Origin of the sequence: Methylomonas stagni (genome assembly GCF_050154735.1) — a bacterium.
Lineage (GTDB): Bacteria > Pseudomonadota > Gammaproteobacteria > Methylococcales > Methylomonadaceae > Methylomonas > Methylomonas koyamae_A.
The window spans coordinates 3938779-3961232 of the sequence record NZ_CP189557.1; the positions used below are offsets into that span (position 1 = coordinate 3938779).

The window sequence follows — 22454 nt, forward strand, 5'->3', positions numbered from 1 at the left end:
GCCGTATTGCCGCCTCTGTTAGTGGCTGCGCACGGATGCGTTCTTGGAGACCCTAACACATGCAAAACAATACGCCGCGAGCGACATCGCGACTTCCAATCGTTGCCGTCTTGGCAGTTACCACGATACTGGCCTTGGCATGGCTTTATCCCGGCAAACAACCCGCCGTTACTGACTCTCCGGTGGCAAGTGCCGGGTCGGTCAAGACCCAAACGGCCAAGCCGGCGTCGCGGCGCACCGACGCGACAATGCCCGATTTCGACTCCATGGCCGGGACCATGGCAGCCGCCTACACCGGCGACGGACACCCCAGCGAAACCGAAAACTGGTCCCAGGGTATCGCCAGCGATCACCGGGCCACCCAACAGTTGCTCGCCGAAGCGTCTTCCACCGGCAACGGCAACCTGTCGCCGCGCACCGAGCAGTTGCGGCAAAAAGAGATGGCTTCCTCGCCTACCGTTCCCAAATCGACAGCTGGCTCGCCGGCCAAGGCCTCGAAGATTCGGCGCTGGCTGAACAAGTGCGCGACCGCTTCGACCGCCTCGACGCCGCGTTCGACAAGGTGCTCGACGCCAAAACGGACGGCGAACGCCAGCGGGCCGAGGCGAACCTGCAAAATCTGTTGAAGCAGCTTCAGCCGCCGACGGCCGAGGTTCGGGTTCCATCCCAACCGACGTTTACCCTGCAGGAACCGACAACGCTGACCCCCGACGATACGCCGAACGCGCCGCCGCCCGCCTACGCCGCACCTTCCGGCGCCAACACCAGCCGCATTGAAGCGCCGGATCACTCCAGGCTGGCCAAAGTATCCGCCGACACATTGCTGGATGCATTAGGAATCGGCGCCGCCCAGGCTGCCGCGCCGCAAGCCCCCGCGCCCGAAGCCGCCGCTTGCGGTTACCTGCCGGCAGATATTGGCGACGCCTTGCCGGAAATCAAACTGAACGATCCTCAAATTCTGGCACTTGCCGAGAAACTGCACTATTCGCCGACTGAGATTTACCAATACGTCAAAAACCAAATCGAATTCCAACCCTATTTCGGCTCGTTGAAGGGCGCGGCGACGACGATGGTCAGCGGTTCCGGTAATGCCACCGACCAGGCCTCGTTGTTGATTGCCCTGTTGCGCGCTTCGAAAATCCCTGCCCGCTATGTTCTGGGGGAAATCAGCTTTTCGGCTAACGATCCGCGGCTGCTGGACTGGCTGGGCGTAAAAGCGGCGGCCGGTGCCGCAAACCGCCTGGGCCGGGGGCAAATACCAAAAACTTGGACCACGACCGAGATTACCTTTACCCACGTTTGGGTCGAAGCCTGTGTGCCCTACGGCAATTATCGGGGCTCACGTAACGACAACAGCGGTTTCTACTGGATACCGTTGGACCCGAGCTTCAAGGAGATGGGCTATACCCAAGGAACGACCGTTGGCGAGATTCCGGGTTTTAGCTTCGACTACAACGCTTATTTGAGCAAACGCACCACCGTCATGCCGCAGGAAGCGCTACGCGATCAGATGGAAGCGGCACTGGGAAAAACCTTGGAGCACGGCGGCGGTTATCGCGGCAGCATCGTGCAGAAAAACATCGACGTCTTGCCGAGTACGCTGCCTTACGAGGTGCTGAAATTCAAGGATTGGGGCAGCGGCCCATCCGCCACTGCGGCGCTGCCGGACAGCCACCGCTACTTCGCCGAGATCACGGCGAAGAATCCCGCCACGGCAAATAGTCCCGTCGGCGACATCAACCTGGCGCCGACCCTGAAGCGGCCGATGGCCGAACTCGCCTCCGGCCGCCTGACCCTGTCTTTCGTCCAAACCAACACGGCGAATACCGCCGCCGGCAACGTCGCGGCCTGGCAATCCGGTACTTCGATGGTCGTGCCCTGCGCCAACGGTTCGGCCTATCTGCAAACCTTGGTTCGGCCCATTTTCAAGCAGGACGGTACGGACGTCACGCCCGCCGGCACTTATACGCCGGTAGGTTTCTGCTCCGGCAACAACCGTCTGGCGCTTAGCCTTAAGCTAAACAATGCCGTCGTCAATCAGGTCGAATACAACAATATCGGCGCGTACAACTACCACGCGCTCCAGCTCTACGCCTTTCAGGCTTCCGACGCGATGCTGGAAGCTCGCTCGGCCAAGCTACTCGGCGCCGTGGACGCCAATGCCGACCCGAACGCGCAAATCGACGCCACCCTGGGCGAATACCTGCACATTGCTGGCCTGAAATACATGGGCTACCTCACCAACGCTGGCAAAACCGTAGGTCAGCTCTACGGCGAAACCGGCGATAGCGGCCATCACATTGGACTCACTTCCACCGCGATGAAAGTGGAATATGTCTTCGACCTGCCCTTTGCGGTGTCGCGCAAGGGACTGCTCGTGGACGTGCCTGGCGGAAGCTTCCGTTCTACTAATATTGTCACCGGTCATATGTACTATGACAGTTACCTGCTATCTGGTTATTCTGGTTCCGCCTACGAATCGTACATCTGGCAAGAACAGGCCCACGTCGATGCCGTCAGCACCGTGCGCGGTCTTCAATATGCCAGAGATACCGGATTGCCCGTCGTGGTCTTGAGCAAAAGCGCGGATGTCGATACTCTGCTGAATGTCGGCTGCTCGACTGCGCCGCTCGACCTGAACTATTCGGCCAAGACCAAGCAAAATCTAATAGATTTGTTCATAACAAAGGGCTATTTCCAGATTACCCTGCCGCGCTGCCTGATCAATTACGACGGTTGGGCCGGAGCCGTGTGGATAGCGGAAAAAGCCAGCCTTGATGGCCAGCGGAACCTACTGTCGGCAGAGACCAGCTATGCAATTTCCGGCCAATACATCACCGCTCAGGGTGGTTATTCCCTCTCCACGCCAATCTCCAATAACTATTCGTCCTGGTTGAACACCGGCTATCAAGGGGTCTTTAATCAGGCAACCACAAACTTTCTGAGCGTGGGTTCAGCGGCCAACAGCAACCTCAAGCTCAGCACACCTAGTTTAGGCCTGGGCAGCTTTACCGGCAATGTCAATGGCTACACCACTGTTGGCGGCGACCCCGTCAATCTGGTGTCCGGCAACCTCTACCACCCGGAGCGGGATTTTACGATCAAGGGCCGCGGCGGACTCGATCTGGTCTTCGAACGCACCTACAATTCGAATGTGCGTAAGGATGGCCCGCTGGGTTACGGCTGGACACACAGCTTCAACCATCAGTTGTTGTTCTTCGACGAAGACGCGAACGGCGCGGTCGATGCCGCAATCTGGATCGACGGCACCGGCGCGGCTAATAAGTTGACCGTCGTGGGCACCACTGCCGGCGTTCCGGTAAATACCAACTTCACGCCCCAAACCGGTCTGCGAGTCACCGCCAAACGGGAGATCAACGGCGAATACAGCTTGAAGGAAAAATCCGGCCTGACCTTCTATTTCCAGGACCTGGCCGGCACACCTGGGCAGACGGCGAGCCTGTCGCGCGTAGTCGACCGCAACGGCAACGTCTTAAGCTTCGGCTATAGCGGCGTGAATTTGGCCAGCGTCTCCGACGGCATAGGCCGCACGCTTCGTTTCTGGTACGACAACGGCGGCAATCACATTACCCGGATTACCGACTGGGCCGAGCGCACCTACCGCTACGGCTACGACAGCCGCGGCGATCTGGTCAAGTCCGAAAGTCCAGACGCGGTGGCCGGACGGCGCGGCGGTTCGACGGCCTACAGTTACTACAAGGCCGCCGATGGCACCAACCTGGACCATGCGCTGAAAAGCTACACCCGTCCGAACGGCAACGTCATGCAGTTTGAGTATTACGCCAACGGCAAGACCTTCCGTCACACCGACAGCCAGGGCCATAGCTACACCTTCCGCTACAACAAATTCCGCCGGGAAACCACCACCGTGGATGAGCGCGGGAATAGCCAGACCCATTTATTCAACGAATACGGCCAGCCGCTGCAGCAATTGCAAGGCGACGGTTCGCGGCTGGTCTACGAATACCAGGATACCGCCAACCCGCTCAGCGAAACCCGGCGCCGCGACGCCCTCGGCCACGCGGTGCAATATACCTACAGCGCGGCCGGCAACGTCACCGTCATGACCCTGCCCGACACTAGCACCGTCACTTACGAAGACTACAACGCCTTCAACCTGCCGACCAAAACCAAGGACGCCAACGGCAACTACACCCTGTACCGCTACGACGCCAAAGGCAACCGCACCGAGACTATCGCGCTGAAGCCGGGCGTCAATACCGCGACCCCCACGGCCGCGCAAATCGCCGCCTGGACCATTCAAAGCTACGATGCGGCCGGCAACCTGACCCGCGTCAAACGGGTGCGCGACTTCGCCACCCAGGCAGGCCCTTATCTCGAATACGGCTACGACGCCTCGGCGCTGAATCCGGTCTCGGTCAAACGTTGCGGCTTTCAGCAACTGGGCGGAGCCCTGGCCGACCAATGCACCAGCATGAGCCAAAGCTTCGACAACTTGGGCCGGCCGACGAGCGCCGTCGACGAACGCTTCTACCCGGCCGAAACCCTCTACAACGCCGATGGCCAAGTCACCCGCGCCACCGACGGACTACGGCAATGGCGCGACTTCGCGTACGACAACAACGGCAACCCCATCGGCACCAGCCTGGCCGGCTTCGATGCCCAGGGCAATTACCGCCTGCTGCAACAACAAGTCGCCGAATACGACAACCTCGACCGGCCCATCACCCAGCGCGACACGGCCGGCAACGCCACCCGCACCGTCTACGACGCCACCGGCAACGTGGTCAAAATCACCAACCCCGACGGCTACAGTGTCGGTTTCGAATACGACGCCGCGAATCGGCCGACCCGCGCCTTCGACGCCCAAGGCAACGCCGTCGCCACCGAATACGACCAAGCCGGCCGCCCGGTGAAAACCACCGACCCCAACGGCCTTGTCACCCAATACGCTTATTACGATAAAACCGGTAACGGCCGTCTGCGACGCCTCACCACCCCCGATCGCCGTTACACCGACTTTTACTACGACCATAACGGCAATGTCACCCGTAGCGTCGATAACGGCGGCCGCGAAACCCTGACCGACTACGACGCCCTGGGCCGCCCGGTTAAAACCGTCGGCCCCGTCCACGATGCCTTAGGGTTGGCCGGTATTCGCCAGGTCACCGAAACCCAATACACCGCCCTGGGCGATGTCCAAAAAATCCGCGCCGGCTATCGCAGCGCCACCGGCGTCGAAACCCTGACCGATCAGGCCATCTACGCCTACGACGACTTCGGCCGGGTTATCGAACAAACCGACGCTCTCGGCCACACCACCCGCTGGGTCTACGACGCCCACGGCCAGCCCGTCCGCCGCGAGTCCGCCAACGGCCATATCGTCGAATGGGAGTATGACCATAGCCGCAACGGCCTGTTGACCCGGCAAACCGCCAAGCTCAACGCCACCGACCCCGCGCCCCACGTCACCGACTACCGCTACGACGAACTCGGCCAAGTCACCGGCGTCGACGCCCCCGAAGTCAGCTACGACTACAGCTACGACAACGCGCAGCGTCTGGCATCGGTCACCGACAGCCGCGGCGGCAAGACCATTACCTATCGCCACAGCCCCGGCGGCTTGCTCGACAGCCTGGAAGACAACGAAGGCGGGCGGCAAGACTACCTCTACGACGCCGTCGGCCGCCTCAGCGCCATCCAAAGTGCCGGCGAGCGCATCGATTTCCTGTTCGACGCCGGCGGCCGGCTCCAGGAAACCGCCATGGCCAACGGCTACCGTAGTCTTTACCGTTATAGCGCTGACGGCAACCTCCAAGAACTCATCAACCGCACCGCCGGCGACAACCCCGTCAGCCGCCACCAGTACGGCTACGACAGCCTGGGCCGGCGCAATAGCCACCTGGAAACTATCGCCGGCACGGTCACCGACTACCGCTACCAGTACGATACCCTGGACCGGCTACGCACCGTCTCCACTCAAAACGGTACCACCCTGACGCAGGTCGAAGCCTACGCCTACGACGCCTACGGCAACCGCCGCCAGCGTACCGCCCAGGACAGCAGCGTCCGTCGTTACCTGTACGACACCGCCCAGCAGCTGACCCAAGTTCGCAGCGGTAGCGACACCGGCACGTTGCTGACCAGCTATAGCTACGACAACGCCGGCAACCAAACCCAACGCAGCGGCGGCGTCAATCTCACCCTGGCCTACGACGCGCTGGACCGCCTGGCCTCCGCCAGCGGTGCCGGCCTCGCCGAAAGCTACCGCTACGACCACCAGGGCCGGCGCATCGAAACCGTCAGCAACGGCACCCCGACCCGCTTCGTCTACAGCGGTCGGGACATCCTCAGCGAATACGGCGCCAACTGGAACGCCGCCCAGGCCCACTACGCCTACGCCGGCCTCGACCAGCCGCTATTGAGAAACACGCCCAGCGGCAACGCCTACTACCATGCCGACGGCTTGGGTTCGGTGGTCGCCACCAGCAACGCCGCGGGCGCCGTGACCGCCAGTGCGCGATACGACGCCTTCGGCCAGACGATCAACAAAACCGGCACGATTCCCCGCTACGGCTACGCCGGCCGCGAACCGGACGCAACGGGTCTGATCCACTACCGCGCCAGAAGCTACGACCCCAGCCTCGGCCGCTTCGGCCAACGCGACCCGGCGGGCTTTGCCGATGGGATTAATCCTTATGCGTATGTGGGGAATAATCCGGTTAGTTTTAGTGATCCGTTGGGGCTTTCCAAAATGGCGCCGATTCCGGGCGGGAATGTGTCGGCGTTTGCGGGGGTAAAAAACGCCGTGCAGACAGGATTGAATTTCCTTTCTCCTGGAGGCGAGTCATTTACAAATGCTCGTGCTAATTATAAAGTGGGTAATAACTCCCAAGCGGCGCTATGGGCCGTACAGGGTGGATTGGAATTTTTGGCGGCGGGTGTTACGGGTGGAGGTTCTCAAGCCATAAAAGGGGCTTTTGCCAAAAGTGTTTCTGAGATAACTAATATAGCTAAAAAATATGGATTATTCGAGTGCAAGCAATGTGCAGATGCTGTTGTAGAGAATTTGCAAAGATTAGAAATCAAAGGGGCTCGTATTGACATCAGTACGCCTAATAATAGCGGTGCTGGAGGTAATATATGGCACGATGGTTTGGGAAAAAATATTTCAACCAATGGCCAACATTCAGCTGTAGATGTTGACGGTATGATATTTGATAATATTCATCCGAATGGAATTACTCGTAGCGAATGGGAGTCGCAACTGCATTCTATATTTGGGGATTTTAGCTCTTTCATAATAAAGGAAACTAAGTTTTAGTTAATATGTGCAAAGTTGATGTGTTGAACAAAATAAAAGATAGGCCAGGGCTTTATTTGGGAAGTAAATCGATATTTAAGTTAAAAAGCTTTTTAGATGGTTATTATTTTGCTTTGCTAAGTAACGGCATTGATTGCGATAACGATTTTTGGGATGGATTTCAGTTGTTTATTTCCAATAAATTTAACATTGAAACCTCTCAAAATTGGGCTCAGATATTGTTTTTTTCTCTAATGATGAAGCCGAGGCGTTTGATAGGTTTTTTGATTTGCTTGAAGCATTTTATATGGACCTGAAATCGTGATTATGACCGTAGGCGGATACGGCCGTACAGCGGATAAATCGCGCGGTGACGTGTCGTAGGGTGGATTCGCGAAGCAATCCACCATTGATGGCTTTTAATTTGCTCGCGCCCTTGCTATGCGGTTGGCTTGGGTTTTGGCGGATTGTCGCTGCGCTCCGAATCCGCCCTACGCCATTCCCATGGAGTTGCATGGCGGTGCACTTCATGGATTGATTTTGGGAGGGATTGTGCCGAACTATCGACGGAACTTTGTGGCAGGCGGCTGCTATTTCTTCACGGTGAACCTGAGCGGGACGGGGTTTGCACCCCGTCCTGAACGTTTCGACAATGTGGACAGGCAGGATGAAACGTTAGGAGCGGGTTTCCCCTCGTTCCCACGCGCCGTGTTGGAACGCCGGGCTTGACCGCGCGGCGGTCATTATCATAACGAGCCAACGGCCGTATGGCGGGTCATTTTTTCTGGGCGTAAGGTGGATTCGCCGATAGGCAATCCACCATCGATTGCTTCCCTACGACGATAGCCTGTCCTATTGCGATGATTTTTGGGTCGTGGGCGGGGTGTTTGGCGGATTGTCGCTGCGCTCCGAATCCGCCCCGCCATCCCCATGGCGTTGCATGGCGGTGCACTTCATGGATTGATTTTGGGAGGGGTTGTGCCGAACTATCGACGGAATTTTGTGGCAGGCGGCTGCTATTTCTTCACGGTGAACTTGCTGGAACGCCAACGGACGTTGTTAACCGATCACATCGATTTGCTACGCGACGCGGTGCGTAGGGTCAAAAGGCGGTATCCGTTTCATATCGACGCCTGGGTGGTGCTTCCGGACCATATGACCTTGCCGCCCGATACCGACGATTTTCCCGTGCGTTTGCGCTTGATGAAATTGTTGTTTGCCAAAGGATTGCCGCGCACCGAACGTCTATCGGCCACGCGCCGTAAACGCCGCGAGCGCGGTGTTTGGCAAAGACGCTATTGGGAACATACCGTCATCGACGAATTGGACTATGTCCGGCATATTGATTACGTGCACGTCAATCCGTTGAAACATGGCTATGTCGAGCGAGTGAGAGATTGGCCATATTCCACCTTCCATCGCTATGTTTTGAATGAAATTTTACCGTTGGATGGGTGTGGCGACATAGGCGAACTGCCGACGGTCAACGATGAGCGTTGGCGATGAAGGGTAAACGTTAAAGCCGTAAGGCGGAACGCCTTGGCAACTGTTCCATGCGTTGCTCTACCGCCTGCATCCCTGCAGTCGTATCGGCTTCCGCCCACTGACTTTCATTGACCGGGGCGATACAGCGTTTTCATGAGCGTTAGGCGCATCGTTCGCGACCGTTAGGTTTCGTCGCTGGCTAGGCACAACCTATGGATGCGCACCGAATCGTGTTAAGGGATTCATGAGCGACGTTTAAATTTCGATGGGTGGCAGGTATTTTAAAAATACTGCCCCAGAAACGCGGCAGCCCTCACTTAAACCGCAAGGAGCACGGATTCAGGTATTACCGTTACAATTGGAATATATATAAAAATCACTCTAATTTACCTCTAATCATTCCTGATTCAATCATAATATAAAAATTATTTACTTTAGCTCATGAGCTTTTTATGAAAAGAAAATTAATAGGTTTTATACAATTAGCAATTATTTCTTTATCCGCCATTGCCAACGAAACCGTAACATTAAGCAGTTTTAATGTGTGGTCAAGTGCTGGAGGAAACGGGGCAAACGAGAACGTAATTCGTGTTACTACGGACCAGGGCAGAACAAATCCCGCAAACTGTCTTGACGCCGATAGTTATATGGTCCTCACTACTTTAACCAAAGAGACTCAGTCCAGAATCTATGCTTCACTATTAACATCAAAAGTTATAAATAAACCAATTAACGTTATAGTAAGTGGAACTAGTTGCGAATCAGACCGGCCGGCAATTATTTCTACGTTATTTTAGTGCTGGGTAAGCTGAGTGAAACCCGGCGTCGGCGAAGGGGACTGACCGGCATTTGCCAGGTCACCGAAAGCCAGTACACCGCCCTTGGGCGACGTCCAAACCATCCGCGTCGGCTGTTGCAGCGCCTCCGGCGTCGAAACCCTGACCGATCAGGCCATCTATGTCTACGACGACGTCGGTTGCTTTATCGAACAAACCGACGCCCTCGGTCATACCAGCCGCCGCAAGTTCCCCAACGGCCCTTTTGTGGAATGGAATATCGGGGTCAGGTCTCTACTCGGCAAGGCGGCGTGCTCTATTGGTGACTTGACGCTAGCAAAACGCGCCTAAGGCGGCATGGATTAGCGCAATCTCAGCGCAACGGAATCGGCGGGTGGCGGTCGCCGATGGCGTCGAGATCGTCCAGGCTCATGATCGGCGCGTACATCAGGTCCTTGATGTCGGCGGAGCGGGTCCAGCCGAAATCCATTTCGCCGATCGCGCGCTTGGTCATTTTCAACAGCCGGGTCGCGGCAGCCTGGTTGGCATTGCGGTCGCCCGGCTGGTGCATGCGGGCGGTGGAGATCACCGAGCAGCGGCACACCCGATCGTGATGTGAGAACTGAAAACGGAAATTGCGGGTACGGCTGTTGATGTCGCGATTGGTCAAAAACACGAAATGAGTGTTGGGGTCGGTTTCCGGCAGGCGCCGCATCACGGCGCGGGCTTGCTCGAAAATGTCTTCCGCCGCGAATTGCCGGGTGCCCGGAAAGGCTTGGATTGCCAGCGCGCCGAGCGGCAAACTGGCTTTCGCCCAGATGCCGAATTCCCGGCCGACAATCTTCGCCACCTCGACCGCCGCGTCGTCGGAAAAATCGTCCAGCGGCAGGATATACACGTCGACCGGACCGGGTTTTTCGTCGGCCGGCAACGACGGCTCGGAAACCGCCGGTTCGCTGACCGTGGCAGTCTCGGCGATGGGTTTAGCGGGTGGCTCGGGCTGATTAGCGGCGCAGGCGGATAGCAACGCCGAAATCAGAAAAAGTGCATATAGCGGATGATGAAAATATCGTTTCGAACTCACTGTGTACTCCCGTTTTTGGTGAATGCCTGGGTTTTGTGGTTTATAGATCGGGCTTGTAAGGGGTTGAACCCACCGTTCCCTTCGGCTCCGCTCAGGGAACGCGCGGTGTGCCGTAGAACGCACGCTGTACCGGAAAACGTGTCGCTCGGTCCCTGAGCGGAACCCAAGGGAATTTAAAACTCGAAGGCGAAATCCATCCAGGGAACTCACCGCTGTACCGCAGAACGCGTCGGTCGCTCCCTGAGCGGAACCCAAGGGAATTTAAAACTCGAAGGCGAAATCCATTCAGGGAACGCTCCGCTGTGCCGATGAACGTGTCGGTCGTTCCCTGAGCGGAACCCAAGGGAATTTAAAATTCAAAGGCGAAATCCATTCAGGGAACGCTCCGTTGTACCAGAGAACGTGTCGATCGCTCCCTGAGCGGAGCCCAAGAGAATTTAAAATTCAAAGGCGAAATCCATCCAGGAAACTCACCGCTGTACCGCAGAACGTGTCGCTCGGTCCCTGAGCGGCGCCCAAGGGAATTTAAAACTCGAAGGCGAAATCCATCCAGGGAACTCACCGCTGCGCCGGAGAACCTGTCGTTCGTTCCCTGAGCGGAGCCGAAGGGAACTTAAACCTTCGAAAGCGGAATCCATCGCTTCGCGCTCATTGAATCCCGAGACAATACAGGGGCGTCGCCATTCCGGACGGCTCATTCGACTCAAATCCGCCGCGCCAGAATCTCCCCAATCTCTTCGTCGGTCAATACGATGGGATTGGTCTGCATGCTGCTGCCTCGCGCGTTGGCGACGATCAGCGGGAAGTCGGCTTCGGCGATGCCGTAGGCGCCGAGGCGATCCAATTGCAAGGAGTCGCTCCAGTCGGCCAGCAGCGCGATCAATGCGTCGCAGGCTTGTTGGTCGTCCAGCGCATCGTCGCCGGTCAGCAGGCGGCCGACTTGGGCATACTTAAGCAAGGCCGGATTGGCCGGTTCGCGGGCTTGCAGCGCGCGGATGTTAACCTCGGTCGCGGCAGCGACCAGCGTGCCGCAAACAACGCCGTGCGGGATCGGGAAGAAAGCGCCCAGCGGCGACGCCAAGCCGTGTACCGAACCCAGGCCGACTTGCGCCAACGTGATGCCGGACAACAGCGCCGCATAGGCCATTGCCGCGCGACCTTCGCCGGCGTCCGGTTCCACGCCGTGCCAGGCCGCGAAGAATCCGGACTTGACCGCTTGCATGCCGCTCCAGGCCAGCGCGTCGGTGAACGGATTGGCCTTGGCCGACACGTAGGATTCCAGCAATTGGGTCAACGCGTCCATGCCGTCGGCGGCGATCAATGCCGGCGAGCAGGTCGCCAGCAAGTCCGGATCGAGGATGGCGTATTCCGGCACCAGACATTCGTCGCGAAACGATTTTTTGAAGCCTTCCGGGCCTTGCACGCTGAGCACCGCGTTTTTGGTGGCTTCGCTGCCGGTGCCGGCGGTGGTCGGTACGGCAATGACCGGCGTGCTGGGACCGCGATAGGTTTTGTTGCGGCCGACGCCTTCCAGATAGTCCATCACCGAATCGCCGCTGGGCAGCAGGCCGGCGATGGCCTTGGCGGCGTCGAGCACGCTGCCGCCGCCGATCGCGACCACCACGTCGATGTTCTGGTCGCGAAATCGGCTCACCGTGTCGTCGATCAATTGCGGCGAGGGTTCGCCGGACACCGTGCAATGTTGCCATGCCACACCTTGCCCGGCCAACGCGTCGATAAAGCCTTGCCAGCCCGGCGTGCCGCAAAACGACTGCTTGCCGGTGACCAGCAAGGCTTTGCGGCCGTATCCGGCGATCAAGGCCGGCGCTTCGTTCAGGCGGCCGCGCCCGAACAAAATGCGCGGCAGGCGAGCAATGTAAAACGGCTTGAAAGTCTGCATGCTCAAGTCTCCGGAAACAAGGCTTTATACGGCACGCCCCGGCGCGGTTCGGCCATCCAGTCGGCGACCGTGTCGCGCCAGACCAGATAATGTTCGGTCTGTTTATGCGCCGCCGCGTCTTCGGCTGAGGCGTAGACTTCGTACAAGATAAATTGGCTGGGGTCGTCCGGCGTTTGCAGGACGTCGAAACGGCGGTTGCCGACCTCTTGCACCGAGGCCAAGTGGTTTAAACGGGTGGCGGCGATGAAGTCGGCGATATGTTCGGGTTTGACGTGGACGTGAACGAGGGTAACGTGCATGGTAACGAGCCATTGAGTGGAATCAGCCGCTTAGCATAGGCGAAAACCGGCGGCGATGGCAAAGAGAGCGGTCTGTTCGCCGGATAAGCTTTAAGCCGGGCCAATCTCGATTTGGCGCCGGTAGGAGTACAAACCTAGGTTTGTACTCCGTGGCTTGGCGGTCTGGCGTTATCGCCAAAACGGGGAAGCAATGCTTGACGGCAACGAAACCGGGTAGCATCCAAGCCGCACCAAAGGCCGATTCACCGATGATTGGAATACAAACCTAGGTTTGTACTCCGCGTACTTGGCGGTTTGGCATGCAAACCTCGGTTTGTACTCGGCGATTTCAACCGCTTTTTCGACGATATAGGTCGGCAGGCCGTCGATGCTGAGTTGGTTTTTGTCTTGCCAATAACGGCGGATGCCGTCTTCGCCTTGTTTTTCCGCCCAATCGGACAACTGTTCGCGTTCGCCGGCGTAATCGAAAAACGGCACCGCCATTCCGCAGGAAGTCTGCACCAAGTCGATTTCTACATCGAAGATTTGCCGGGCGCCGGGTAGCGGCCGGAATTTGCCGAACAAGTCCGGCCAGTCGGCATCGCCCGGATGCACGACACGGGCGTTGCCGTATAAGCGCAAGATCAACGGCGAACCGACGAAGGCGCAAAACATGATCGTCATCCGCGGGGCGATTCGCACGTGGGCGGCGGTTTCGTTGCCGCTGCCGGTGACGTTCAGCCAGGCCACCCGTGCCGGCCCCAGCACCTTGAACGAGTCCATGCCCTTGGGCGAGATATTAACCCGACTGTCGGCGGTGGCGGTGCCGACGAAAAACAGCTTTTGTTCGCGGATGAATTGCATGTGTTTATCGGACAATTCGGTGTAACGCTTTCCCATCGCTTGCTCTCTTTGGCTGGTTCCAGAAACGGGCGAGGCGCTACCAAGCCCCAGCCCCACATGACCGTCGCATGGCAGGCCGCAGCCTTTGCGCCCGACGGAATTCTCGGCGCGGTCAAACCGTCGCGTTACCCGAGCCAAATTCCGGGGAGTCTACGATATCCCCCTGAGTTTGCACCATTTCGACCTACTTCGACCCAGAAACTGATGCATGTCGTTAACGGCGCCGGGCTCGGAAAAATCGCTGAGTAGTTCGGCGCAGTCGGCCTCCAGCACGCCGCCGCTCCATTCCACCCGATGATTCAAAAACGGCGCGTCGCTGAGTTGCAGGGCATGACAGACCGCGCCGCGCTTAGGATCGTAGGCGCCGAACACCAGACGTTTGACGCGGGCGTGGGCGATGGCGCCCATGCACATTACGCAGGGTTCCAGCGTCACGTACAAGGTGGTGTCGATCAAGCGGTAGTTATGCAGCGCCCGGCCGGCCTTGCGCAGCGTGACGATTTCGGCGTGGGCGGTAGGATCTTCGCTTTGAATCGGCTGGTTCCAGCCTTCGGCGATGCAGCGCTCGTTCAGCACCAACAGCGCGCCGACCGGCACCTCGCCTTGCGCTTCGGCGCGTTGCGCCAGGCGGATGGCGTGGCGCATCCATTCGGCGTCGGTCATTTCACACCGTGGCTTTGCTCAAACGGTCGTTGACGGCGGCCCAGGCTTCGCTGTCGGGCGGTTGCTCGATCAAAATCGTGTCCAGTTGCCGGCTATCCAATTCGCGCAAGGCGCTGTACAGCGCGCTTTCGTAGTGTTCGGCTTGCTCGGGCAATTTGATCAGGTTCGGGCAGGGAATCTCGGCGATGGCCGGACTGAAGGCCAGAATGCCGATGCGCTTGCCCTGGCCGCACAGCTCGTCGGTCATCGCGATCAAGGTATCGGCAGGACACAGCAAGGCCATCGTATTTGGCGCGTAATGCACCGCCAACATGCCCGGCGCGCGGATTTTGCTCTGCGGCGACAGGCGGACTTCGGTACCCAGCGCGGCCTTGAGCTGGCTGCGGGTGATCCGGCCCGGCCGCAGGATGGCCGGCTGGCCGTCGCTGAGATCGATGATCGTCGATTCCACGCCGACCGAGCAAGCGCCGCCGTCCAGAATGCAGGCGACGCGATCGCCCAATTCCTCGGCGACGTGGCCGGCCTGGGTCGGGCTGATCCGGCCGAAGCGGTTGGCCGACGGCGCCGCGATCCCGCCGCCGAAGGCTTGCAATAACTGCAACGCGACCGGGTTGGACGGCACCCGCACCGCGATCGTGGTTTGACCGCCGGTCACGGCGTCCGGCACGTCCGGGCGCTTGTTCAAAATCATCGTCAACGGGCCTGGCCAGAACTGCGCGGCCAGTTTCAGTGCGGCGTCCGGAATCTCGACGGCCCAGTCGGTCAGTTGCTCGGCCGAGGCGATATGCACGATCAGCGGATGGTCGGCCGGCCGGCCCTTGGCCGCGAAGATTTTGGCGACCGCGGCCGGATTGGCGGCATCGCCGCCCAGGCCGTAGACGGTTTCGGTCGGAAAGGCGACCAATTCGCCGCGCCGCAACAAATCGGCGGCCTGATTAATCGATTGTTCAGTGACGGGAGTCGGGGTCAATGTCTTTGCCGGCTAGATAAACGATGAGACTGGAGCCGGATGCTCCTCCCGGCCGCGCGCGGCTGGTTGTGTTTGGAGGATGCCGGTCTCGATAGCAAACGGCCTATTTTACCTTCCGAGCCGGCGGTTGGGTGTTAAATTATTTCGATCAACACCTCGTCCGGATTCACCGCATCACCCTTGGCAACGAAAATCGCCTTGACGGTGCCGGCCAGCGGGGCGGTGATTTCGGTCTCCATTTTCATCGCTTCGGTCACCAGCAAGGCCTGGCCGGCCATGACTTTTTGGCCTTCGCGGATCAATACGTCGATGATGTTGCAAGGCATGCTGGTGACCACGTCGCCTGGCGCGGCCGGCCGGCGCCGCTTGCTGGCGATCGCGCTTTTCACCGCACCCTGGGCGCCGCCATCCAGCACGATTTCGTCCAGGGTTTCGATGACGATTTCTTCCGGCATGCCGTCCACGGTGAAGTAAAAATGCCGCAGGCTCTGGTTTTTGGGGCCGGCGCCGGTGACTTTGACGTGATAGGACTCGCCGTGTAGCGCGACGTTGAATTCGGTCGGCGCTTTCTTGTTGTCCACAGCCTCCGGCGGGGCCTCCAGTTCCAGAGGTTCCGGGACCAAATTGCCGGTCGAACGCAATTCCAAAAATTGCTTGCCGATTTCCGGAAACATCGCGTAACTGAGTACGTCTTCGTCGTTCAAGGCCAGATGGCCGATCTCGCCGCGCAGATGTACAAATTCCGGCTTCAGCAGATCGGCCGGCCGACAGTCGATCGGCTCCTCCTTACCAACCGCTTTCTTTAGCAGTTCCGGATCGACCGACGCCGGCGCCTTGCCGTAACCGCCGTGCAGGTAGCGTTTGACCTCGTTGCTGATGGTCTCGTAGCGCTTGCCGGTCAACACGTTCAAGACCGCCTGGGTACCGACGATTTGCGAAGTCGGCGTCACCAGCGGCGGATAGCCAAGGTCCTTGCGCACCGCCGGAATCTCCCGGTACACCTCGCCGATCCGGTCCAGCGCATTGCGCTCCTTCAGTTGATTGGCTAGGTTCGAAATCATCCCGCCCGGCACCTGAAAAATGTGAACGCGGGTGTCGATGCCGGTGAATTCGCTTTCGTAGCGCCGGTATTTCTTGCGGACTTCGGCGAAGTATTGGTTAACCGCCTGCAGTTTGTCCAAGTCCAGACCGGTGTCGTATTCGCTACCCCGCAACGCGGTGACCAGGCTTTCGGTCGGCGGATGGCTGGTGCCGCCGGCCCAGGACGATAAGGCGGTATCGACGTGCTCGCAACCGGCCTCGATGGCCTTGAGCTGGCACATTTCGGCCAGTCCGGCCGTGGCGTGGCAGTGCAGATGCAGCGGCAGATCGACCGCGTTTTTCAAGGCCTTGACCAACTCGCCGGCCCGATAGGGCGTCAGCAGGCCGGCCATGTCCTTGATCGCTATCGAATCGCAGCCCAGGTCGGCCAAGCCCTTGCCCAGCGCGATGAAACTGGCGATATCGTGGACCGGACTGGTGGTGTAGCAAATCGTGCCCTGGGCATGCTTGCCGGCGGCCTTGGCGGCCGAGACGGCGGTTTCCAGATTGCGGATGTCGTTCAGCGCGTCGAAAATCCGGAATACGTCTATGCCGTTTTGGGCGGCGGTTTCGACGAATTTACGTACCACGTCATCGGAATAATGCCGGTAACCGAGCAAGTTCTGGCCGCGCAACAGCATTTGCAGCCGGGTGTTGGGCAGAGCGGTTTTCAATTTTGCCAGACGTTCCCACGGATCTTCCTTCAGAAAACGCAAACAAGCGTCGAAGGTGGCGCCGCCCCAGCATTCCAGCGACCAATAGCCGATGTCGTCCAGCAGCGCGCAGGCCGGCAACATGTCTTCGGTACGCAAGCGGGTGGCGATCAGCGATTGATGAGCGTCGCGCAAAATCACATCGGTGACATAGACTTTTTTCATCGCTAGCTCCTCGGCTTACAAGCCGGTGTGGGACGCAACCACCGCCGCCAGCACGCTGGCGAGAATTTCCGGGCGGGGTTTGTTGGAGTAGTTGACCAATTCCGGGTGCGCCTCGACGAAACCGGTATTGAAGCGGCCGCGCCGAAAATCCGGATGGCGCAGGATTTCCAGGTAATACGGGATAGTGGTCTTGATGCCGAACAAGCCCATGTCGCGCAACGCCCGTTCGCCGCGATTGAGCGCGTCTTCCCAGGTCATGGCACTGACGATGACCTTGGCCAGCATCGAATCGAAAAACGGCGGCACTTCGTAACCGGTATAAATCGCGGTGTCGGTGCGCACGCCCGGCCCGCCCGGCGCATAGTAGCGGGAAATATGGCCGAAGCTGGGCAGAAAGCTGTTCTGCGGGTCTTCGGCGTTCACCCGGAATTGAATCGCATAGCCGCGCCGAACGATCTCTTCCTGGCGGAAGCGCAACGGCAAACCGGCGGCGACGCGAATCTGCTCTTCGACGATATCGACGCCGGTGATGGTCTCGGTGATGGTGTGTTCGACCTGGACGCGGGTATTCATTTCCATGAAGTAGAAGCGGCCGTCGCGATCCAGCAAAAATTCGACGGTGCCGGCGTTGGTATAGCCGACCGCCTTGGCCGCCATCACCGCCAGACCGCCCAGATACTGGCGCTGGGCTTCGTCGAGTTGCGGCGACGGGGCGATTTCGATCAGCTTCTGGTTGCGGCGCTGAATCGAGCAATCGCGCTCGTAGAGATGGATGGTATTGCCGAATTGGTCGGCCAGGACTTGCACCTCGATATGCAGCGGATCGACGATGCATTTTTCCAAAAACACTTCGGCGCTGCCGAAGGCCTTGCCGGCTTCGGAAATCACCCGCGGATACTGCTGACGCAGTTCGTCGGCATGGTCACAGCGGCGGATGCCGCGCCCGCCGCCGCCGGAAGTGGCTTTCAGCATCACCGGATAACCGATCGCGTCCGCCACTTGCAGCGCCTGTTCCACATCGGCCGCGTTGCCGTCGCTGCCGGGCGTGACCGGCAGGCCGGCGGCCCGCATCGCCGCGCGAGCTTCGGTCTTGTCGCCCATCTTGCGGATCACTTCGGCGGACGGGCCGATGAAGACCAGGCCGCGTTCCTGGCAGGCGGTCGCGAACAGCGCGTTTTCCGACAGAAATCCGTAGCCGGGATGGATGGCATCGCAACCGGTGCGTAGCGCCAGATCGACCAAACCGTAGATATTGAGATAGCCGGCGACCGGCTCGCTGCCGATGCAATACGACTCGTCGGCCTTCTTGACGTGCAATGCAAACCGGTCGGCCTCGGTATAGACCGCCGCCGAGCGGATACCCATTTCGGCGCAGGCGCGAATGATCCGCACCGCGATTTCGCCGCGATTGGCGATCAGGATTTTGCGTAGCATGGCGGGAGTCCTTGAGTTGGCGACCTGCCGGCTACTGTAGCAAGTTGCGCCGATCTTTCAACCGTATTTCCCTGAGGGATTTCCCTGAGATTCGGGACGTGCCGGGGCGGACCTTCGCGGCGATCAATGTCGGCGCCGACCGAATTGTTGTATGTGCAACAAGTGCCAGGCAATATTTGTCGGCAATCCAGCATTCGTCACGGCGAGTCCTGGAGCCAGTTCGCCGGAAGCCACGGTCCGCCTGAAAAAAATGGGCCATCGAGACTGGCATCTGGCGTGTTAGTTGCTAAACTACTGATCGGGATGACGGTCGCCTGAGTCCGGCTTGTTGAAGCGGCCGATCGCGCGGGTTCGAAGGGGAAACACACGAGCCATCGGTTTTGGAATATTGATAGGGAGTTTATATGGAGAGCATCACGCGGTTTTCGACTGTTATTTTGTTAGTCTGTCCATTATGGGCGGACGCGGGTTTAGCGGCCAATCTCACGCCGGCCAACGGTAACGAAAGCATCGGTTTAGGCGGCGCCGCGCTTGCCGCCGACGCCGCGCCGCTTAGCGTCGGCGCCGCTCGGGATTTAGCGGAAGCGGTTTTCGAACAAGTTCGATTCGAAGCCGAGCAAACCTTGGGCGGCGCGATCACGGCAATCGGTAGCGTCAGTACTAGCAGTATCGACATCGACTTTCCCCTGTTACTGAATAGCGTGTTTCAACCGATCGTCGAGGAGACCCGATCTATCGATCTAAAAGGCGCGTTGCCGTCGGCCGCCTGGCTGTTTCTAAGCGGCATGCTGACTTTACTGGGCTTACAAAAACGGGCGGCCGTCGGCAAGCGATTAGCGCGAGCTTGAATGGAGAGCCGGACTTAAGGACTGGCGGCGCCGGCGCTGGCAAAGCCGCCGGGCTTCTACTATGATTGCCGGGTAGCGCGCGAGCCTTGGGCCGCCGCGTTTTCCGTCCAGTTTTAGAGAATCTCCATGTCCAAGCCCGATCAGGCAGACAATTTCAGCTATTCATTCATCGGTCCGGCCGATATTCCGGACTGCATTCAGGTGGTATTGAACAGTTTTACCGAGTTTCAGCAAACGCCGGAATGCGTCGGCGATTGGTTGGAGCGCCGAATTCTCAACAACCCGTGGCAGGCCGCTTTTCCAGGCATCGGCGTCGGCGTCCGGGACCAGGGCAAACTGATCGGGTTTCGGGCCATCTTCGCCCAGCCGTGGTGGCTGGACGGCCAATCGACCGTTATCGCCTTCGCCGCCAACACCAGTGTCGATTCGACCTATCGCGGTCGCGGTATAGGGACCGAGCTGATCGATCAATGCCGACATTTCGCGGCGATGACCAGCAGTACCTCGGCCGGCGTCGTTACCCAAAAAGCCTACCGGAAACTCGGGTATGCGGCGATCGGCGGCGACAGCAACGATTTTTTCCGCTTGCGGAGCAGCTTCAAGGCCTCGTGGCAAAAACGGGTCGGCACCGCAGCCGGCCGAATCATCGGCTCGCTGTTCGATTTGAGTCTGTTGCTTCGCGATGCCAAACTGCGCCGCGCCGGCTTCAATCTGACCGAGGAAACCCGTTGCGGCGACGAGTACGACGTATTGTGGAACCAGGCACGCGGCGGCTATGTCTCCTGTCTGGAAAGAAGCAGCCGGTATTTGAATTGGCGTATATTCGATTTTCCGACTTGTCCGTTGAAACTAATGGGTTTGCGCGACGCTAGCGGGCGATTGAGAGCTTACGCCGTCTGGCACCGGCAAGCCTTCGGCGACGGGATCGACATGGCGGTGTTGCGCGATGTGTTTTACCGGCTCGACGACAGCGAAGCCCTGCCGGCCTTGCTTTATCGCCTATATGCCTACTGGCGGGAAATCGGTATGACCTGGATCAACCTGGAGGTCGCGGCGCCCTGGCTGACGTCGGTGTTTCGCGACCTGGGTTACGAGGCCCTGCCGTCGCAGGGCAATCGTTACCATGTTTTTAGCGAGCCGCCGTTACCCGCCGCCGTAACGGAAGCTTGGTATCGTAGCGGACTCGACGGCGACTATTTCGACAATCCTTTGTAGCGGCGGAGTCGCTCCGATCAACCCCAAAAGGTAAGTGTGCAGCCCATGCAAAGACCAACTATAGCCATCATTTCCACGGTGTTAAACGAACGCGAAAGCATTCGGCAATTGCTGGACGCTTTCTTGCGGCAAAGCTTGCGCGCCGATGAAATCGTCATCGTCGACGGCGGCTCCAGCGACGGTACATTGGACGTGCTGAACGCTTACGCGGCCGAACATCGCAACGTTAAGTTCTTTGTCGAGCCGGGCGTCAATATTGCCCAGGGCCGCAATATCGCGATCGCCCGCAGCCATTGCGATATTGTCGCCGTCACCGACGGCGGTTGCCGGCCGGTGGACGGCTGGCTGGCCGCGCTGGTGCAACCCTTGCTGAACGACCCGAACTACGGCGCCGTGACCGGGGTCAGGAATGTCGAAAGCATCAACGACTTCGAGTTCTTCGCCGGCAAACTATCCACGTCGGGCAACGCCGCCAACGAGGAGGAACGGGTGTTTCACGGCCGGAATTCGGCATTCCGCAAAAGCGTCTGGCTGGCGGCCGGCGGTTATCCGGAATGGCTGTACACCGCCGAAGACACCTTATTCGCCCAGCGCGCCAAGGCCTTGGGCTGCAAGGTGGCGGTAGCGCCGGAAGCGGTGATTTCCTGGCGCCCACGACCGAATCTGAAAAAACTCGCCAAGCAATATTATTTGTACGGCAAGGGGACCGGGCGGATTGGCCAAACCGACTTGAAAACGGTGTTCTATCACTTGCGCAACCACGTGATCTGGATGCTGGCGCTGCTGCTGGGCTTCGGTTTCTTCGGTTTTTGGTTGATCGCGATGGCGGTACTGAGCTTCATGTTTTTCACGCTGGTCAATCCGGTCATCACCACCTTAAAGCGCAACAACCCCGACTTGCGGCCCAGCTATTGGTTTTACGTGCCGGTCATCGTCATGGTCCGCAGTTTTTGCAACAACCTCGGCCAATTGTCCGGCTATTGGGAATACCGCGGCGCCGGGGTATTTCGCGACAATCTGGAACGTTACCGTTCCGGCAATTGGAAGTCGCCGTTCATCGCCGGTTGACGGCGGCTATTTCAGCAACGGAAGCAAGGACGGCCAAATTTTCTCGACCAGCGCCGGTTGCGCGTCGGCGTTGGGATGCAGGCCGTCGGCCTGCATCAGTTCCGGTTTCAGCGCAATGTCTTCCAAAATGAACGGCACCCATGCCAACTGTAGCTCGCCGGCTAATTGCGGGTAAACTTCGTAAAACATCTCGATATAGCGTTTGCCGTAATTGGGGGGAATCTTCATCGCCAGCAACAACACTTCAGCGCCGATGTGTCGCGAACGGTTGACGATTTCGGTCAGATTACGCTTCATTTCTTGCGGCGACAGGCCGCGCAAACCATCATTGGCGCCCAACTCCAGCACCACGACATCGGGCTTGTGACGCGCCAAGATCGACTCCAAACGCGCCAAGCCGCCGGCCGATGTGTCGCCGCTGATACTCTCGTTGAATACCGCATGGGGGCTGCCGGCGTCGACCAGTTTTTTGCAGCAGCGCGACCCAGCCGAGCTGAACTTCGATGCCGTAACCGGCACTAATACTGTCTCCCAACACCACGATCGTCTTAGCCGCGGCCCCGGCGGGTGCCACACTTAATACCATC

Annotated in this window: 16 protein-coding genes; 7 read left to right on the plus strand and 9 right to left on the minus strand. The window is 58.9% G+C overall.

Annotation, left to right across the window (positions count from 1 at the left end; genetic code table 11):
• Positions 1–110: 110 nt before the first annotated feature.
• From ACP4CD_RS18140 to ACP4CD_RS18155, 4 genes are all read left to right on the plus strand, one after another.
• Entirely contained in the window at positions 111–626 is a 516-nt protein-coding gene (locus ACP4CD_RS18140) for a hypothetical protein (RefSeq protein ID WP_426991958.1), read from the plus strand.
• Entirely contained in the window at positions 521–7306 is a 6786-nt protein-coding gene (locus tag ACP4CD_RS18145) for an RHS repeat-associated core domain-containing protein (protein ID WP_426991960.1), read from the plus strand. The genes ACP4CD_RS18140 and ACP4CD_RS18145 overlap by 106 nt, the downstream gene beginning before the upstream one ends.
• Positions 7307–8263: 957 nt before the next feature.
• Positions 8264–8791, plus strand: coding sequence for an REP-associated tyrosine transposase (locus ACP4CD_RS18150; protein WP_426991961.1), 528 nt, complete (start codon positions 8264–8266; stop codon positions 8789–8791).
• Positions 8792–9651: 860 nt separating this feature from the next.
• Positions 9652–9897, plus strand: coding sequence for a hypothetical protein (locus tag ACP4CD_RS18155; RefSeq protein WP_426991962.1), 246 nt, complete (start codon positions 9652–9654; stop codon positions 9895–9897).
• Between the two features lie 22 nt (positions 9898–9919).
• On the opposite strand, the gene ACP4CD_RS18160 is transcribed toward ACP4CD_RS18155, so the two are convergent.
• From ACP4CD_RS18160 to ACP4CD_RS18195, 8 genes are all read right to left on the minus strand, one after another.
• Entirely contained in the window at positions 9920–10630 is a 711-nt protein-coding gene (locus ACP4CD_RS18160) for a hypothetical protein (protein WP_426991963.1), read from the minus strand.
• A gap of 703 nt (positions 10631–11333) precedes the next feature.
• Positions 11334–12530 carry an iron-containing alcohol dehydrogenase gene (locus ACP4CD_RS18165; protein ID WP_426991965.1) on the minus strand — a complete coding sequence of 399 codons (1197 nt, stop codon included), beginning with the start codon at positions 12528–12530 and terminating at the stop codon, positions 11334–11336.
• 2 nt (positions 12531–12532) lie between these two features.
• Positions 12533–12829: an antibiotic biosynthesis monooxygenase gene (locus ACP4CD_RS18170; protein WP_426991966.1), complete on the minus strand. Its 297-nt coding sequence runs from the start codon at positions 12827–12829 to the stop codon at positions 12533–12535.
• 168 nt (positions 12830–12997) lie between these two features.
• Positions 12998–13708 (minus strand): pyridoxamine 5'-phosphate oxidase family protein, encoded by a 711-nt coding sequence (locus ACP4CD_RS18175; protein ID WP_426991967.1) that lies wholly within the window; start codon positions 13706–13708, stop codon positions 12998–13000.
• Between the two features lie 153 nt (positions 13709–13861).
• Positions 13862–14374: a tRNA adenosine(34) deaminase TadA gene (tadA, locus tag ACP4CD_RS18180; RefSeq protein WP_426991969.1), complete on the minus strand. Its 513-nt coding sequence runs from the start codon at positions 14372–14374 to the stop codon at positions 13862–13864.
• Between the two features lies 1 nt (position 14375).
• The gene (locus ACP4CD_RS18185; RefSeq protein WP_426991970.1) at positions 14376–15344 is read right to left on the minus strand and encodes an L-threonylcarbamoyladenylate synthase; all 969 of its coding nucleotides are present in this window, start codon (positions 15342–15344) and stop codon (positions 14376–14378) included.
• Positions 15345–15478: 134 nt separating this feature from the next.
• A complete protein-coding gene (oadA, locus tag ACP4CD_RS18190) occupies positions 15479–17302 on the minus strand; it encodes a sodium-extruding oxaloacetate decarboxylase subunit alpha (RefSeq protein ID WP_426991971.1) in 1824 nt (607 codons plus the stop codon).
• Between the two features lie 15 nt (positions 17303–17317).
• On the minus strand, positions 17318–18736 hold the full coding sequence (locus tag ACP4CD_RS18195) for an acetyl-CoA carboxylase biotin carboxylase subunit (RefSeq protein ID WP_426991973.1): 1419 nt from the start codon (positions 18734–18736) through the stop codon (positions 17318–17320).
• A gap of 404 nt (positions 18737–19140) precedes the next feature.
• Here ACP4CD_RS18195 and ACP4CD_RS18200 point away from each other — a divergent pair, with 404 nt between their 5' ends.
• From ACP4CD_RS18200 to ACP4CD_RS18210, 3 genes are all read left to right on the plus strand, one after another.
• Positions 19141–19584, plus strand: coding sequence for a hypothetical protein (locus tag ACP4CD_RS18200; protein ID WP_071159146.1), 444 nt, complete (start codon positions 19141–19143; stop codon positions 19582–19584).
• 126 nt (positions 19585–19710) lie between these two features.
• Positions 19711–20799, plus strand: coding sequence for a GNAT family N-acetyltransferase (locus ACP4CD_RS18205; RefSeq protein WP_426991975.1), 1089 nt, complete (start codon positions 19711–19713; stop codon positions 20797–20799).
• A 45-nt stretch (positions 20800–20844) separates the two neighbouring features.
• Positions 20845–21867: a glycosyltransferase gene (locus ACP4CD_RS18210; protein WP_071159149.1), complete on the plus strand. Its 1023-nt coding sequence runs from the start codon at positions 20845–20847 to the stop codon at positions 21865–21867.
• Between the two features lie 6 nt (positions 21868–21873).
• On the opposite strand, the gene ACP4CD_RS18215 is transcribed toward ACP4CD_RS18210, so the two are convergent.
• Positions 21874–22386, minus strand: a complete 513-nt coding sequence (locus tag ACP4CD_RS18215) for an arylesterase (RefSeq protein ID WP_426991977.1) — start codon at positions 22384–22386, stop codon at positions 21874–21876.
• Positions 22387–22454: the final 68 nt, after the last annotated feature.